Genomic DNA, 14044 nt, shown 5'->3' with positions numbered 1-14044 from the left:
ACGAAGGTTCAGGGCGGCCAAGCCCAACCGCTTTGCCCTCAGCCATTGCGGTGTTGCGATCACCCCAATGACAAACGAGGCCGGAGCATCATAACAGACGCTCCGGCCTCTCAATGTATAAGGGCGGTCCGCGGACCGCCCTTCCCGTTTCGACTTTTTTGTTTCAGGCAGCCAGCGAAGCGATGTCGATGACGAAGCGGTAACGGACGTCGCTCCTCAGGACGCGTTCATAGGCTTCGTTGACATCCTGGATGTTGATCTTTTCGATCTCCGACACGATGTTGTGCTTGCCGCAGAAGTCCAGCATTTCCTGGGTTTCCTTGATCGACCCGATCATAGAGCCAGCGAGGCTGCGCCGGCCGGGAATGAGCGAGAAGGCGTGGACCGGAATGGCATTTTCCGGAGCGCCGACGACGACCATGGTGCCATTGACCTTCAGCAGACCGAGATAGGCGTTCCAATCGATTTCAGCGGACACAGTGCAGATGATCAGGTCGAAGGTGCCTGCGAGCTTTTCGAAGGTCGATGCGTCGCTGGTGGCATAGTATTCTTTCGCGCCGAGCTTTAGGCCGTCTTCCTTCTTGGAGAGCGATTGGGAGAGCACGGTGATATCGGCACCCATAGCTGAGCCAATCTTGACGCCCATATGGCCAAGTCCGCCCATGCCGACGATCGCAACCTTCTTGCCGGGACCGGCACCCCAGTGCTTGAGCGGCGAATAAAGCGTGATGCCGGCGCAGAGCAGGGGCGCGGAAGCGTCGAGCGGCAGGTTGTCCGGGATAGAGAGGACGTAACCTTCCTTGACGACGATATGGTCGGAATAACCGCCTTGGGTCGCCGTCTTGCCGTCGGCCTCGACGCTGTTATAGGTCTGCACGAGGCCCGGCATGTATTGTTCATTGTCGAGGTCACGGGCAGCGCAGCCGACGCAAGAATCGACGAAGCAGCCTACGCCGACGTGGTCGCCGACCTTGAACTTGGTGACCTTCGAACCGACAGCAGTCACGATTCCGGCGATCTCGTGGCCCGGCACGATCGGATAGACGGCGTTCTTCCATTCATTGCGAACGGTGTGGATGTCCGAATGGCAGATGCCGGCGAACTTGATGTCGATGACGACGTCGTCGTCATTCGGTTCGCGGCGCTCGAAGGTGAAAGGTGTTAAGGGTTTCGACGCATCGGTCGCTGCATAGCCTCTAGCGATAGCCATGGAAAGCTCCATTCATCTGTTGGGTTTAGGGGGAATTGGACGGCCGGACTATGCCTCCGGGCTGTGCAACAGCGTTAGAGCGATCCTGCTAGCTTTTTGCACGATCCTGCAAAAGTGATGGCAAACCTGTTGGCTCGGAGGTCTAATTCAGCTTAGTGGAAGCACTCACTTGCTGATCGGAGGTCTCGATGACACTGCCCTTCAACCCCTACCACGAGGCGGCCTCAATTGCCGCACGGCACGTTCAGAAGGACGGGGAGGTGTGTACGGCCATCGAAAACCTCGTGCTCGGCCGGCGGTCGGTCCCGTCCGCGCCGCTCTATATGGATTACCGGCCCTGCATCTGCCTGGTGCTGCAAGGCACCAAGAGCGTGAAGCTCGGGGACGAGACAATCGCATACGGCGTCGGGGACTGTCTTCTCACCTCGATCGAATTGCCGGTGACATCGCGCGTCACGGTCGCAAGCCCGGAGGCGCCGCATTTATGTTTCGTCCTCGCAATCGATCCGGGCAGGCTTTCCGCGCTTCTGGAGCGGGTCGACGTTCCGCGACCGAGTTCCAGCACCGACGCTATGCGCGGCATCGTCGCCAATGTCGCAACGCCCGAACTGCTTGACGCAGCGACGCGGCTGCTTCGCCTGCTCGACCGGCCGGAGGATATCGCGGCCATGGCGCCGCTCATTGAGGAGGAAGTCATCTATCGGGTGCTCTCCGGGCCGGATGGGCCGCGGCTGCTGCATATCGCGACGTCGGAAAGCCGCAGCAACCGCATCGCCCGAGCGGTTGCCTGGCTGCGTGCCAATTTTCACAGGACGCTGCGGATCGAGGACCTTGCAGACCATGTCGGAATGAGCCCGTCTTCGCTCCACCACCATTTCAAATCGGTGACGGCGATGACGCCGGTGCAGTTCCAGAAGAAGCTGCGCCTGCACGAGGCTCGGCGGCTTATGCTTCTGGAAGGCCTCGATGTCGGCAGTGCCGGCCATCGGGTCGGTTACCAGAGCCCATCGCAGTTCAGCCGGGAATACAGCCGCCTTTACGGCGTGTCGCCACTGAGGGACGTAGATGCGATCCTCGCTGCTGCGGAATAAAGACCTGAGACCTGCAATCAACCGGGAATTCGAGCGCTTTGTCGCTGCGACACAGGGAACTGAACATCCAGCCCAGAATCCTTCATCCTCGATGATACTCGTCAAAGAACGGGCTTGACGATCGCGTCGGATACTTTATAGGCAGAACCGTACCGTACGGTACTGAAAGGAAAACCGCCGTGAGACCCGACGCTACGAATATGCCTGAGTTTACGCCGCGCCAGAACGCCGTTCTGGAACAGGCGCTTCGGCTGCTCGTGGAGGGTGGGGAGAAGGCGTTGACGACTTCGGGTCTGGCGCGTGCCGCCAATTGTTCGAAGGAAAGCCTCTACAAGTGGTTTGGCGACCGTGAAGGGCTGCTGGCGGCGATGATCGCTCACCAGGCGAGCAAGGTCCGCACCTACGAGCGTTCCGGCGAGCGCCTGACGGCGGACCTTTTGCGCGAGCATCTCGAACTCTTTGCGCGCGACCTTTTGGAAGTGCTGGCTGGCGACGTGTCGCTGGCGCTTAACCGGCTGGCGATCGGCCAGATCAACAAGGCGGAGGCGGTCCGCGAGGGCTCCAAGCTCGGCAAGCTCCTGATCGAACATGGCCGCCGCCAGATCGACCGTCGAGCGATTGCGCTTATCGAGCAGGGCAAGCGGGCAGGGCTCCTGCGTTTCGACAATGCGGATAGCGCATACCACACCCTTTACGGACTGATCGTGTCAGACCTGCATGTGCGCATGCTGCTCGGCGAGCCGGGCCTCAAGGACAATGCGCGCCAGGCGCAGAAGGCGGTGGAAGCCTTCCTGACGCTTCACGGCACGCAAAAACAATCGGCGGAAACGCTCGGCATTTCCGCGGGACGATAACCCCTTAACAAACCCACACGCATAGGGAAGGAACATACAATGCGCGTTTATTACGATCGTGATGCCGATCTCAATCTCATCAAGGCGAAGAATGTCGTCATCGTCGGCTACGGCTCCCAGGGTCGCGCCCATGCGCTGAACCTCAAGGATTCCGGTGCGAACAATGTCGCGATCGCTCTGAAGGCCGGTTCCGCCACGATCAAGAAGGCGGAAGCCGACGGCTTCAAGGTGATGACCGTTTCCGAAGCCGCCAAGTGGGGCGACCTGTTGATGATGGCGACGCCTGACGAATTGCAGGCCGACATCTACAAGTCGGAGATCGCTCCGAACATCCGCGATGGCGCTGCAATCGCATTTGCACACGGCCTCAACGTCCACTTCGGCCTGATCGAGCCGAAGGCCTCGGTCGACGTGGTCATGATCGCGCCGAAAGGCCCCGGCCACACGGTTCGCGGCGAATACCAGAAGGGCGGCGGTGTGCCGTGCCTGGTCGCCGTTCACCAGAACGCATCCGGCAATGCGCTTGAGCTGGCGCTTTCCTACGCCTGCGGCGTCGGCGGCGGCCGTTCGGGCATCATCGAAACCAATTTCAAGGAAGAGTGCGAAACCGACCTCTTCGGTGAACAGGTCGTTCTCTGCGGCGGTCTGGTTGAACTGATCCGCGCCGGCTTCGAGACGCTGGTGGAAGCCGGTTACGCGCCGGAAATGGCCTATTTCGAATGCCTGCACGAAGTGAAGCTGATCGTCGACCTGATCTATGAAGGCGGCATCGCCAACATGAACTACTCGATCTCCAATACGGCCGAGTGGGGCGAGTATGTCACCGGTCCGCGCATCATCACGGAAGAAACCAAGGCCGAAATGAAGCGCGTCCTGAAGGACATCCAGACCGGCAAGTTTACTTCCGAGTGGATGCAAGAATACCGTTCCGGCATGGCCCGCTTCAAGGGTATCCGCCGCATGAACGACAGCCACCAGATCGAGGAAGTCGGCGCCAAGCTGCGCGGCATGATGCCCTGGATCGGCAAGAACAAGCTGGTCGACAAGACCGTCAACTAAGCTTGCCAGCTTCCAGACTGCGCCACGCATCGGGATCGATGCGTGGCGTTTCCTTTTTCAGCCGGTAGGCGGTACCACGCCTTTCGTCAGCAGGAAGCAGCCGTAGAAGCGGGTTTCACCCGTGGCGATGACGCAATAGGCTTTCTTCGCCTCTTCGTAGAACGCAAAGCGCTCGATGCCGTACATGGGCGTTGACTGGCCTTCAACCGCGTCGATTTCGGCCTGTACTTCCTGCTGCGGTGCCGGGATCTCGTCAGGAGCCCCCATGACCTCCATTCGGCCGACTGACGGCTGGAGAGGCGTGTCGAGGGGCAGCACGGAGAGGATCGCCTGCATCGCTCGGGCAGCGGAAATGTTGTCCATCCTGAGCAGCCTGCCCAGTGTCGTCTGCCGGGCGATCGCGTCAGCGGGGAAATTCGTATCGACGACCGCCAAGGTGTCTGCGTGTCCCATCGAACGCAGGGCGTGAAGCACATCGGCGTTCAACGCGGGATCGATGTTCTTGAGCATGTTTTCCCTCCTCTAGAGCTGTCTGGATCCTTGTGAGTCAGACGGTCGGAACCCTCTCTTTTCTTGCCTCTTCTGGCAAGCGCGTTCGGGCAATGCTAAACAAAGAAAACCGGGAAAAACCCGATAGGTCAGTATTGCTGACCTATCGATCTTTGTGTAAAGATCGGACATATTAGGTTGAAATAAGAGGAAACATTCCGTGCTTGATTGGGAACATATCTTCGCGACGCGCTCCGGCCGCATGCGTGCTTCGGAAATCCGGGAATTGCTGAAGCTGCTCGACCAGCCCGACATCATCTCGTTCGCAGGCGGCATTCCAGATCCGGCGCTGTTTCCAGATGTAGCGTTCAAGGAAGCTTATGCGGATATTTTTTCGAGTGCCCAGGTCGGCTCGGCGCTGCAATATTCGGTCAGCGAAGGCTATAAGCCGCTGCGCGAATGGATCGCCCGCGACGTCGCCAAGATCGGCATTGATTGCACACCTGACAATGTCTTCATCACATCAGGTTCGCAGCAGGCGCTCGATTATCTCGGCAAGCTCTTCCTGTCGCCGAAGGATACGGCCCTCGTCACCTGGCCGACCTATCTTGGCGCGCTTTCGGCCTTCAACGCCTACGAGCCGAACTATGACCAGCTGTCGCTGAATGGCAATCGCACGCCGGAGGCCTATCGCGACACTGCGGCCAAGTTGGGCGGCGGCGTCAAGTTCGCTTATCTTTCGGCCGATTTTTCCAATCCGACCGGCGAGACGATCGACCTGGCCGGGCGCGAAAAGCTGCTTGCGCTTGCCGACGAGCTCGATATCGCAATCATTGAGGATGCCGCCTACCAGCATCTTCGTTATGACGGGCAGGCCATTCCGCCGATCATGGCGCTTGATATCGCGCGAAAGGGCGGCATCGAAAATACCCGGACGATCTATACCGGCAGCTTCTCCAAAACGCTGGCGCCGGGCCTGCGCGTCGGTTTCGTGGTTGCAGCGATGCCGGTCATCCGCAAGCTTGTGCTGATGAAGCAGGCGGCCGACCTGCATTCCTCGACGATCAACCAGATCGCCATTGAGCACGTTGCCTCGCGCGGTTTCGACGCCCAGGTCGCCAAGATCAAGGCCGTCTACAGCAAGCGCCGCGATGCGATGCTCGCGGCACTCGACAAGTATATGCCGAAGACCGCCACCTGGACGCGCCCGGAAGGCGGCATGTTCGTGTGGGTGACGTTGCCGGAAGGCATGGACGGCGCCGAACTCTTGGCGAAATCGATCGCCACGGAAAAGGTCGCCTTCGTTCCGGGCAAGGCATTCTATGCGGATGGCAGCAATGCCAATACGCTGCGCATGAGCTTCTCCTGCGCCGACGAGGCGATGATAGACGAAGGTATCAAGCGGCTCGGCCGCCTGATTTCCAATGCAATCCGGGCGGCGGCCTGACCGTCCAATCCTTGGCAAAAGCCTGCCGCAGAACGGCAGGCTTTTGCAGGCAGTTCGCTTGTTACTTCGGCTGTCCGATTAGTCGGCGGCCAGCACGATAAGCATGTCGCTGTCGGTGTAGGTGATTTTCTCCGACCTGTTCGGATTGACGACAACGCCACCGAGATTGCGGATATCCGGGTCATCCGCCCGCTGGCGGCGATAGCCAAGCGCGACTTCGCCGCGGCGCAGGGCGGCGAGACCCACGGTGAAGAAATTCAGGGGCTTTGAGATATCCACGTAGTCGCTCATAGGCCGCATGTAGATTTCCGATCCTGCCTCATCCAGCAACTCGTCGAAGATCGCGGCCATGGATTCGTTTTCCGAAGCCTGGGCGAGCATGAGGCTGACCAGCTTGTTGCTGACGACAAAATCTTCTGCGCGGGTGACTTCGGCAAGTTCGCGGTTGCGCACATCGATCATCTCACTGACCACGCTGATATGTTTGTCGGCTCTTTCGCCGATCTTGCGTAGCTGCAGGAGTGTGATGAGCGTACGCGTGTCGGCTGACTGCGCAGTCATGTCATCGCTGTAGCCGAGCACCAGGACATGGTCGAACGACGGGATATCGAGGTTGTCCAGTGCACGGCGACTGCTGGTATCGATCACCCGGGGTCGGACGCTCAGGAGGGCGGGGTCGAGCTTCAGGGCCGCGACCTCGCTTTCGAATTCCGCCGTATCAGCCGCGATCGTCAGCTGCGAGCCGGGCGCCACGTAACGGGCAAGCTCTGACGCAATGATCGGCCCGCGGCGGTTCCAGCCGAGGATGAGGGTGCGCTCCGCCGTCTTGCCACGCTTGATGATCGGGCGGATGGCATTCTTGTCGATGCCCATGTCCCCGGACCAGGTTCTGATCGAGGCGTCATCTTCCGAAATGATCACGGCACGCTCGCCGGGCGCGATTATCCGGTTGGGGTTAGGATTGAGATGGATTGCACCGTCCTTGTCGCAAAGGCCGATGAGGGTGCTGTTGTCGTAGGCAAGCACGGCATTGCCGAAGGATTTGCCGACAATATCCGGCTGGTCGAGCGTATAGATTTCGCAGCCATCAAAATCGAGAAGTTCCGAATAGACGGCACTCAAACCGGCCTGGCGACTGGTATGGACGACAATGCGGGCGATAAGATCGTCGGCAAGGACGAGCTGCATTTCCCCGCCGCCGACGATGCGCGCGACTTCCGCATTGTCGGCATCGCGGATTTCGGCGGCAATCATGTATTTTTCCGGTCGCCGGTTTGGATCATTTACCAATGCCAAAACGGTCTTGATCACCTGCGAGTCGGCATCGTCACCATCCGGCGACAGAACGATGATCGAACGGGATGTCTGCGGGTTCACGATGCCGAGATCATAGAGGTCGGTCGGATCGCCGCTGCGGCAGATGATCTTGGTGTTCTTGCGGTCGGCGATCTTGGCGGCGATCTCGTCCTCCATCTCCACCTTGTCCTTGTTCGCCATGATGACGATACGCGGATTGCGGCGGCTCTGGTTGGCGATGATCAGCTCGGAAATGACGTCGAAAATCGACGGCGACCAGTTGAGGATGATCGTATGTTCGGTTTCGAGTACGCGGGAGCGGCCCTTGCGCAACTCGCTCAGCTTTTCTTCGAGACCGGAACTGATGACACCGATAAGCGCGGAGAAGACGAAGATCCCCGCGAGCGTTACCAGCAGCATTATGAGGCGGAAGTTCCAGCCCTGGTCGGCGCCCATCGTGCCTGCGTCGAAGGTGCGCATCAGCGATTCCCACGCGCCCTCGATGAAACCCATCGGCTCTCCGCCTTCCGGTGCGATGCCCGTCAACGAGAGGAAAAGACCGGCCAGGATGATGACGATCAGCGAAATCAGTGCCAGCCAGCCGATCAGCGCGATCGCGCCTCCGGCCATGCTCTTGTCGAACTCATAGCGCAGCCGTGTGCCCCAGTGCTCGCGACTTTTCATCTTGTGCCCCCGCAATATTACCCCATGCAGGGCATGGCAGGATTTGTGAATGAATACAATTGCGAGTGACCTCGGTATGAAGCCTCGCCACAGGAAAAGTATTGATAAAGTAAATTTCCGCGGTTGCGGCGGAGTTGGAGGTTGGTGCGGTGAAAGCTTGAAGTTTCTCCAAAGCTGTCACATGGCTGTCAAGCAGGAATGCTTATCGTCCGCCGCTTATCTTCGAACAGGGACGCCCCGATGAAAAACCTTCTCTCCGCTTTCACGGCCCTAGTGGCTTTTGGCATGCTTACCGGTGCTGCCGAGGCCGCCGATCTCGTGGTTTATACAAGCCAACCGAACGAGGACGCCCAGGCGACCGTCGATGGTTTCAAGGCTGCCAATCCGGGGCTCGACGTGCAGTGGGTGCGCGACGGGACACCGCAGATAATGGCCAAGCTGAATGCTGAGATCCAGGCCGGCAACCCGGCCGCCGATGTTCTGCTGATCGCCGATACCGTTACTCTCGAGCGGATGAAGCAGGCTGGCCAGCTGTTGGCCTACAAGTCGCCGGAAGCCGCCAATTTTGATCCGAGCCTCTACGATGCCGATGGCTATTACCACTCCACCAAGCTGATCACCACCGGCATTATGTACAACACCCAGGCCTCGATGAAGCCGACGAGTTGGGCGGATCTCGCAAAGCCCGAAGCCAAGGGCCTGATCGCCATGCCAAGCCCGCTTGCATCCGGTGCCGCGTTGATTCACGCCCAGACGCTCGCAGGCGTTCAGGATCTTGGTTGGGATTATTACACGCAGCTCAAGACGAATGGCGCGATCGCTGCCGGCGGCAATGGTGCGGTCCTGAAGTCCGTCGCCTCCGGCGAGAAGGCCTACGGTGTGGTCGTGGATTATCTGCCGATCCGTGAAAAGGCCAAGGGCGCGCCGGTCGAGTTCGTCTTCCCCAAGGAAGGGGTCTCCGCCGTCACCGAACCGGCTGCAATCCTTGCTTCCACCAAACATGCGGACGCTGCCAAGAAATTCATCGACTATCTTCTGTCCGAAAACGGTCAAAAGGTTGCGGCAAAGCTCGGCTACATTCCGGCTCGCAAGGGTGTCGATCTGCCGGCCGGCTACCCGCCGCGCGACCAGATCAAGGTGCTGCCGATCAAGGCGTCGGAAGCTCTGAAAAACTCTGAGAAGGACGTCAAAACCTTCTCGGATATCTTTGGCATCAAAGGCTGATATAAGCGCCTTATGACGCGAGCCTCACATCGGGGAAACAGCCAGCCACGCTGGCTGTTTCCTTTTGTCATAACTGTGATCTTCTTTCTCAGCGTGCTGCCGCTCGGGCGGCTGGCCGTGACCGGCATCGCTTCCGCCATGCAGGGTGGCGCTCGTCAGATGCTCGGCGATCCGGGGGTCTGGCAGGCGGCCTATAATACGCTCTTCACCTCGTTCTTTGGCATGATCGCGGCCGTGCTTCTCGGTGGCGGCTTCGCGTTGTTGCTGACGCTGTTCGATATCCGCGGCAAGACCGCGCTAGGCTTCCTTTTCATGCTGCCGACGATGATCCCGCCGCAGGTGACGGCCCTCTCGTGGATCGGCATGACGGGTCCTTCCAGCACCCTCCTCAAGGCGATCGGTCTCGCTCCGCCGCTCGGCTCGCCGCAGCCGCTCTATTCGATCGGGGGGATCGCGCTTCTCTACGGTGTGCAGAACGCACCGCTTGTCTATCTCTCGCTCAGAGCAGGTTTGCTCGCCTTGCCGCGTGATGGGGTGGAGGCTGCAAGGCTTGCCGGAGCATCGTCCTGGCAGGTGCTGAGAGATGTCATCCTGCCGCTGTCGCTACCAGGCCTCGCGGCCGGCGCCGCGATCGCCTTCGTGTCCTGCGTCGGCAATTTCGGCATTCCGGCCATCCTAGGCATTCCGGCCTCGATCTATACGCTGCCGACACTCATCTACTCGAAATTCGCAAGCTTCGGTCCCGGCACGTTTGGTGATGTTTCCCTTCTATCCGCGCTCATCGCCATCCTGTCGATCGCTGGTCTTGCTGTTGAGGAAAGGGTGCTGCGTGGACGCGACTATCGCGTCATCGGCCTTTCGGGGCAGGTCGCGGTCTTCCGGTTGGGGAGTTGGCGCCGGATGGCGGAACTGGGACTCTGGCTGACGATCTTCGTGATCCTTTTCATGCCTTTGACGGCTCTCGTCGCCAGCTCCCTGGCGCCTGCCTATGGAGTGCCGTTGAGCACCTCGACCGCTACGCTTCACGCTTATCGGGAAATTCTCTTCCGGCAGGCGGTGACGCGCACCGCCTTCACCAATTCGATCGGTCTCTCGCTTGGCACGGCCTTCGGTCTCCTTGTGGTGACAGTGCTCACCGGCTATTTCCTCGTGCGAGGAAAAAGCCGCTTTACCCGTGTCATATCGGCACTGGCCGAAATTCCCTATGCACTGCCGGGCATCGTGCTAGCGGTTGCCTTCATCCTGCTCTTTGCCGCGCCTATCCCGATCATTGGCGTCTCCATTTACGGAACAATCTGGATCATCCTGATCGCCTATTTCTCAAGCTTCTTCGCTGTAAGCTTGAAACCGGTTGTCAGCGCATTCCGCCAGGTCGATCCGTCGCTCGAGGAGGCGGCAAGGCTTGCCGGCGCCGGCTTCGGCCGCCGGCTCAGAGACATCCTCGTGCCGCTCGTGGCTCCAGCAGCTGGTGCCTCGGTGATCCTCGTTTTTCTGATCGCCTGCAACGAGTTGACGATCTCTGCGCTTCTCTGGTCGGCGGGCACGCAGACGCTCGGCGTGGCGATCTACAATCTCGATGACAGTGGAAGTTTTAATCTCGCGTCGGCGCTTTCCGTGCTCGTGGTGGTCATGGTGGTGGCGATGATGATCGTGTTGGAACTGATGGCGAAACGATTGCCGAAAGGTGTGGTGCCGTGGCGAAGCTGATCCTGAACCGCCTCTCGAAGTCATTCGAAATGGGCGGCAGACCTGCGGTCAACGACGTGTCGCTGACCGTAAGGGAAGGCGGCTTCCTGGCGCTGCTCGGGCCATCCGGTTGCGGCAAGACGACGGTTCTGCGGATGATTGCGGGTTTCGAACAGCCGACTGACGGTTCGATCCTGCTTGGCGAGCGGGTGCTGGCGGACGCTGGCGAGATGGTGCCACCTGAGCACCGCAACATGGCGATGGTCTTCCAGTCCTACGCGCTCTGGCCGCATATGAGCGTCACCGAAAATGTTGGCTATCCGCTCAAGGTGCGCGGCGTCTCCAGGGAGAAGCGACAGCGCAAGGTCGCGGAGGCGCTTGCAGCCGTCCGGCTGGAAAGCTACGCCAATCGCCGCCCCGCCGATCTTTCCGGCGGACAGCGGCAGCGCGTCGCGCTGGCCCGTTGCCTGGTTACGGAACCTGACGTGGTTCTGCTCGATGAACCGCTCGCCAATCTCGACCGGCATCTGCGCCAGGAGATGGAGGAGACCTTTCGCGAGTTCCATGCCCGCTCGGGTGCAACGATGATCTATGTCACTCACGACCAGGCGGAAGCCATGGCGCTGGCCACGGATGTGGCTGTCATGTCGGAAGGACGGCTGCTGCAGGTGGCAACGCCGGAAGAGATCTATGCACGGCCGGAAGGCCGGCTCGTCGGTGGCTTGGTCGGACAAGGGGCGGTCCTGTCGCTTGCATCACCGCATGATGACAAGCGCCTTCTGGACTGGCCTGCGATGCAGGCGATGCTGGCGAAGTCCCGCAGCGGACCGGCCGCCGATGTGCTCGTGCGTCCGCAGGATGTCGAAGTCGTGCCGAACGGTATTCCGGCTACCGTGCTTTCCGTCTTGTTCGAGGGTGAACGGTACGCGTTGCGCCTTGCCCTGCCGGACGGCCAGACTTTGCGCGCCTTCAGCCGCCAGCCGGCGAAGGCGGGGGACGTGCTTGAGGTTGCGATCCATTCGGCCTGGCGGCTGTAGCCATTCGGCAAACGTCTCGTTATGGTGCTGACAGGAATGGGGAAACCTCCGGATGGCGCTGCGTCTCGGCACGTTCAACATCGAAAACCTGATGACCAGATTCGATTTCTCAGGTTGGCGCAATCAGCTTCGCCAGGATCGCGTGCTCAGGCTCTACGAGGTGCAGGACAAGGCGATTTATAATCAGCTCGAACAGGCCCGCCAGATCGCAGAGACGGATGACACGCGCCAGCTTTCGGCCCTTGCCATTGCGGAAGCCGATGCCGACATCCTCTGCTTGCAGGAGGTCGACAATATGCCGGCGCTGCAGGCATTCGAATACGGCTACCTCTACCGCATGGTCGGTAACGGCTACCGCCAGAAGTACCTTGTCGAGGGGAACGATTCCCGCGGAATCGATGTGGCGGTACTGATGCGCGAGGAGACGCGCGATGGAGAGAAGATCGAGGTTGTCGATGTGCGCAGCCACGCGATGTTGACTTATCAGGATCTCGACCTGTTCAATGGCGACCTGGCGCTGACCAACCAGCCGCACGACAAGATCTTCAAGCGGGATTGCCTGGAACTCGATCTGAAGATCGGCGGCAGGCCTTTTTCGCTTTACGTCGTCCACTTCAAATCCATGAGCAGCGCCCGCGACAACGGCGACGGACGTACCGGCACCATGGCAATCCGCGTCGCAGAGGCAAAAGCGGTTCGCCATATCGTTGAACGTCGCTTCGGCACGGGACGGACAGCGGACAAGAATTTCGCAATCTGCGGCGATATGAACGACTACCAGGAAAAAGTGCAGGTGATCGGCACCCGGCGCGAGGGTTACCGGTTCGAGCCGCGGCAGGAGGTGGTCAGCGCCCTCGACGTCTTCACCGACGACGGTTTTGCCATCAATCCCGTGCAGCGGCGGGATGTGATGGATCGCTGGACCCTCTATCATGCCCGTGGTCCGGAAGAGCAGCATCTTTGCCAGCTGGATTATATCTGGCTATCGCCGGCGCTTGCGGAGCGCAACCAGGACGTAATTCCGGAGATTGTCAGAGGTGGGCAACCCTATCGCACGGTTTTTCCTCCTGGCCAGGAGGTGCAGCGCTTCCCGCGGATCGGCTGGGATCGGCCGAAGGCTTCCGACCATTGTCCCCTCGTGATGACGCTGGAGATCGCATGACCGCCGGCCTTTCCGAAGATTTTTGCGGCTGGCCGCGGGAGAGGACCGTCTTTCACGTGAAAAGTGTCCAGATGCGCGTCCTCACAGGCGATCATCCTTTCCATATTGCCGAACGCGAGGCTGCTGCCGAAAACTGGGTGCGGGAGGTCGCGGCCAAACCGGCGCTCTTCGATGGCCGGATGATTCTGCAGCGGCGTATAGGTCTGGAGCGGGATGGTCTTTTCAGCGAAGGGCACATCGTTCCTTTCTCCACTTTCCTCTGGTGGCGAAAGCAGCCGGAACGGCACGGTGGCCTTCACATCTATGCCTATCCGGTTCTGGAATCGTCCGATGGTGCCTTGGTTGCCATTCGGATGGGTGAGCATACCGCCAATGCGGGCATGGTCTATTTTGCCTGCGGCTCCTTCGAACCGGAGGACGTCGTGGACGGTTTCTGCGATCCGGAGCGCAACATGCGGCGCGAAGTGCTGGAAGAGACGGGGATAGATCTGCAGGACGCAAAGGTAAGCCACGGATATTATGTGGCTCATTTTCACCGGGCGGTGACGTTGTTTCGCCTTTTCCATTTTGCACTGACGGCGGATGAGATGATCGCCCGGATCGAGCGGCATATGCAGGTTGCCGAGGACAAGGAAATTGCCGGACCAGTGGCGATCCGGTCGGGAGATCACGCCGCCCATCCCTACAACGTCGGCATGCTGCCGGTTCTCGACTGGTATTTCCGAGAGAGGCAAACGCTTGCCGAATAGGGTTGCGCGAGACCAACCGGTCGGGCAGTTTGACGCGATCGGAATCATGGAGGGAG

12 protein-coding genes are annotated in these 14044 nt (G+C 59.9%); 9 read left to right on the top strand and 3 right to left on the bottom strand.

Features of this window, described 5'->3' with window-relative positions; translation table 11 throughout:
- Positions 1–163: 163 nt before the first annotated feature.
- Positions 164–1210: an NAD(P)-dependent alcohol dehydrogenase gene (locus tag C5L12_RS18540; RefSeq protein ID WP_105373524.1), complete on the bottom strand. Its 1047-nt coding sequence runs from the start codon at positions 1208–1210 to the stop codon at positions 164–166.
- Positions 1211–1398: 188 nt separating this feature from the next.
- On the opposite strand from C5L12_RS18540, the gene C5L12_RS18535 reads away from it, so the two are divergent.
- The 3 genes from C5L12_RS18535 to ilvC all read left to right on the top strand — a co-directional run bounded on the left by C5L12_RS18535 (position 1399) and on the right by ilvC (position 4214).
- A complete protein-coding gene (locus tag C5L12_RS18535; RefSeq protein WP_105373523.1) occupies positions 1399–2301 on the top strand; it encodes an AraC family transcriptional regulator in 903 nt (300 codons plus the stop codon).
- A 200-nt stretch (positions 2302–2501) separates the two neighbouring features.
- Positions 2502–3155, top strand: a complete 654-nt coding sequence (locus C5L12_RS18530; RefSeq protein WP_105373522.1) for a TetR/AcrR family transcriptional regulator — start codon at positions 2502–2504, stop codon at positions 3153–3155.
- Positions 3156–3194: 39 nt separating this feature from the next.
- Positions 3195–4214 carry a ketol-acid reductoisomerase gene (gene ilvC / locus C5L12_RS18525; protein ID WP_105373521.1) on the top strand — a complete coding sequence of 340 codons (1020 nt, stop codon included), beginning with the start codon at positions 3195–3197 and terminating at the stop codon, positions 4212–4214.
- Between the two features lie 57 nt (positions 4215–4271).
- Here the strand turns inward: ilvC and C5L12_RS18520 are convergent, their stop codons facing one another.
- The gene (locus C5L12_RS18520) at positions 4272–4724 is read right to left on the bottom strand and encodes an RbsD/FucU family protein (protein ID WP_105373520.1); all 453 of its coding nucleotides are present in this window, start codon (positions 4722–4724) and stop codon (positions 4272–4274) included.
- Between the two features lie 199 nt (positions 4725–4923).
- On the opposite strand from C5L12_RS18520, the gene C5L12_RS18515 reads away from it, so the two are divergent.
- Positions 4924–6150, top strand: coding sequence for an aminotransferase-like domain-containing protein (locus tag C5L12_RS18515; protein WP_105373519.1), 1227 nt, complete (start codon positions 4924–4926; stop codon positions 6148–6150).
- Positions 6151–6228: 78 nt separating this feature from the next.
- Here the strand turns inward: C5L12_RS18515 and C5L12_RS18510 are convergent, their stop codons facing one another.
- Positions 6229–8130, bottom strand: a complete 1902-nt coding sequence (locus C5L12_RS18510) for a CASTOR/POLLUX-related putative ion channel (protein WP_105373518.1) — start codon at positions 8128–8130, stop codon at positions 6229–6231.
- A gap of 240 nt (positions 8131–8370) precedes the next feature.
- Here C5L12_RS18510 and C5L12_RS18505 point away from each other — a divergent pair, with 240 nt between their 5' ends.
- Genes C5L12_RS18505 through C5L12_RS18485 form a run of 5 tightly spaced genes read left to right on the top strand, consistent with a single transcriptional unit; the run spans position 8371 to position 13988 of the window.
- Positions 8371–9354 carry an ABC transporter substrate-binding protein gene (locus C5L12_RS18505; protein ID WP_105373541.1) on the top strand — a complete coding sequence of 328 codons (984 nt, stop codon included), beginning with the start codon at positions 8371–8373 and terminating at the stop codon, positions 9352–9354.
- A 12-nt stretch (positions 9355–9366) separates the two neighbouring features.
- Positions 9367–11061, top strand: a complete 1695-nt coding sequence (locus tag C5L12_RS18500) for an ABC transporter permease (RefSeq protein WP_105373517.1) — start codon at positions 9367–9369, stop codon at positions 11059–11061.
- A complete protein-coding gene (locus C5L12_RS18495; RefSeq protein WP_105373516.1) occupies positions 11049–12077 on the top strand; it encodes an ABC transporter ATP-binding protein in 1029 nt (342 codons plus the stop codon). Before C5L12_RS18500 ends, C5L12_RS18495 begins: the two co-directional genes overlap by 13 nt.
- Positions 12078–12129: 52 nt before the next feature.
- Positions 12130–13239 (top strand): endonuclease/exonuclease/phosphatase family protein, encoded by a 1110-nt coding sequence (locus C5L12_RS18490; RefSeq protein WP_105373515.1) that lies wholly within the window; start codon positions 12130–12132, stop codon positions 13237–13239.
- On the top strand, positions 13236–13988 hold the full coding sequence (locus C5L12_RS18485; RefSeq protein WP_105373514.1) for a DNA mismatch repair protein MutT: 753 nt from the start codon (positions 13236–13238) through the stop codon (positions 13986–13988). The genes C5L12_RS18490 and C5L12_RS18485 overlap by 4 nt, the downstream gene beginning before the upstream one ends.
- The last annotated feature ends 56 nt before the right edge of the window (positions 13989–14044 follow it).

The sequence above is a fragment of the Neorhizobium huautlense genome (assembly GCF_002968575.1).
Taxonomy (GTDB): Bacteria; Pseudomonadota; Alphaproteobacteria; order Rhizobiales; family Rhizobiaceae; genus Neorhizobium; species Neorhizobium huautlense.
Note: the sequence above shows the minus strand (reverse complement) of the source record. Positions and strands in the feature narration are given on the sequence as shown.

Coding starts and splice junctions, on each gene's coding strand:
- C5L12_RS18540 (WP_105373524.1), bottom strand. CDS start 1,210: ATGGCTATCGCTAGAGGCTATGCAGCGACCGATGCGTCGAAACCCTTA.
- C5L12_RS18535 (WP_105373523.1), top strand. CDS start 1,399: ATGACACTGCCCTTCAACCCCTACCACGAGGCGGCCTCAATTGCCGCA.
- C5L12_RS18530 (WP_105373522.1), top strand. CDS start 2,502: ATGCCTGAGTTTACGCCGCGCCAGAACGCCGTTCTGGAACAGGCGCTT.
- ilvC (WP_105373521.1), top strand. CDS start 3,195: ATGCGCGTTTATTACGATCGTGATGCCGATCTCAATCTCATCAAGGCG.
- C5L12_RS18520 (WP_105373520.1), bottom strand. CDS start 4,724: ATGCTCAAGAACATCGATCCCGCGTTGAACGCCGATGTGCTTCACGCC.
- C5L12_RS18510 (WP_105373518.1), bottom strand. CDS start 8,130: ATGAAAAGTCGCGAGCACTGGGGCACACGGCTGCGCTATGAGTTCGAC.
- C5L12_RS18505 (WP_105373541.1), top strand. CDS start 8,371: ATGAAAAACCTTCTCTCCGCTTTCACGGCCCTAGTGGCTTTTGGCATG.
- C5L12_RS18500 (WP_105373517.1), top strand. CDS start 9,367: ATGACGCGAGCCTCACATCGGGGAAACAGCCAGCCACGCTGGCTGTTT.
- C5L12_RS18490 (WP_105373515.1), top strand. CDS start 12,130: ATGGCGCTGCGTCTCGGCACGTTCAACATCGAAAACCTGATGACCAGA.
- C5L12_RS18485 (WP_105373514.1), top strand. CDS start 13,236: ATGACCGCCGGCCTTTCCGAAGATTTTTGCGGCTGGCCGCGGGAGAGG.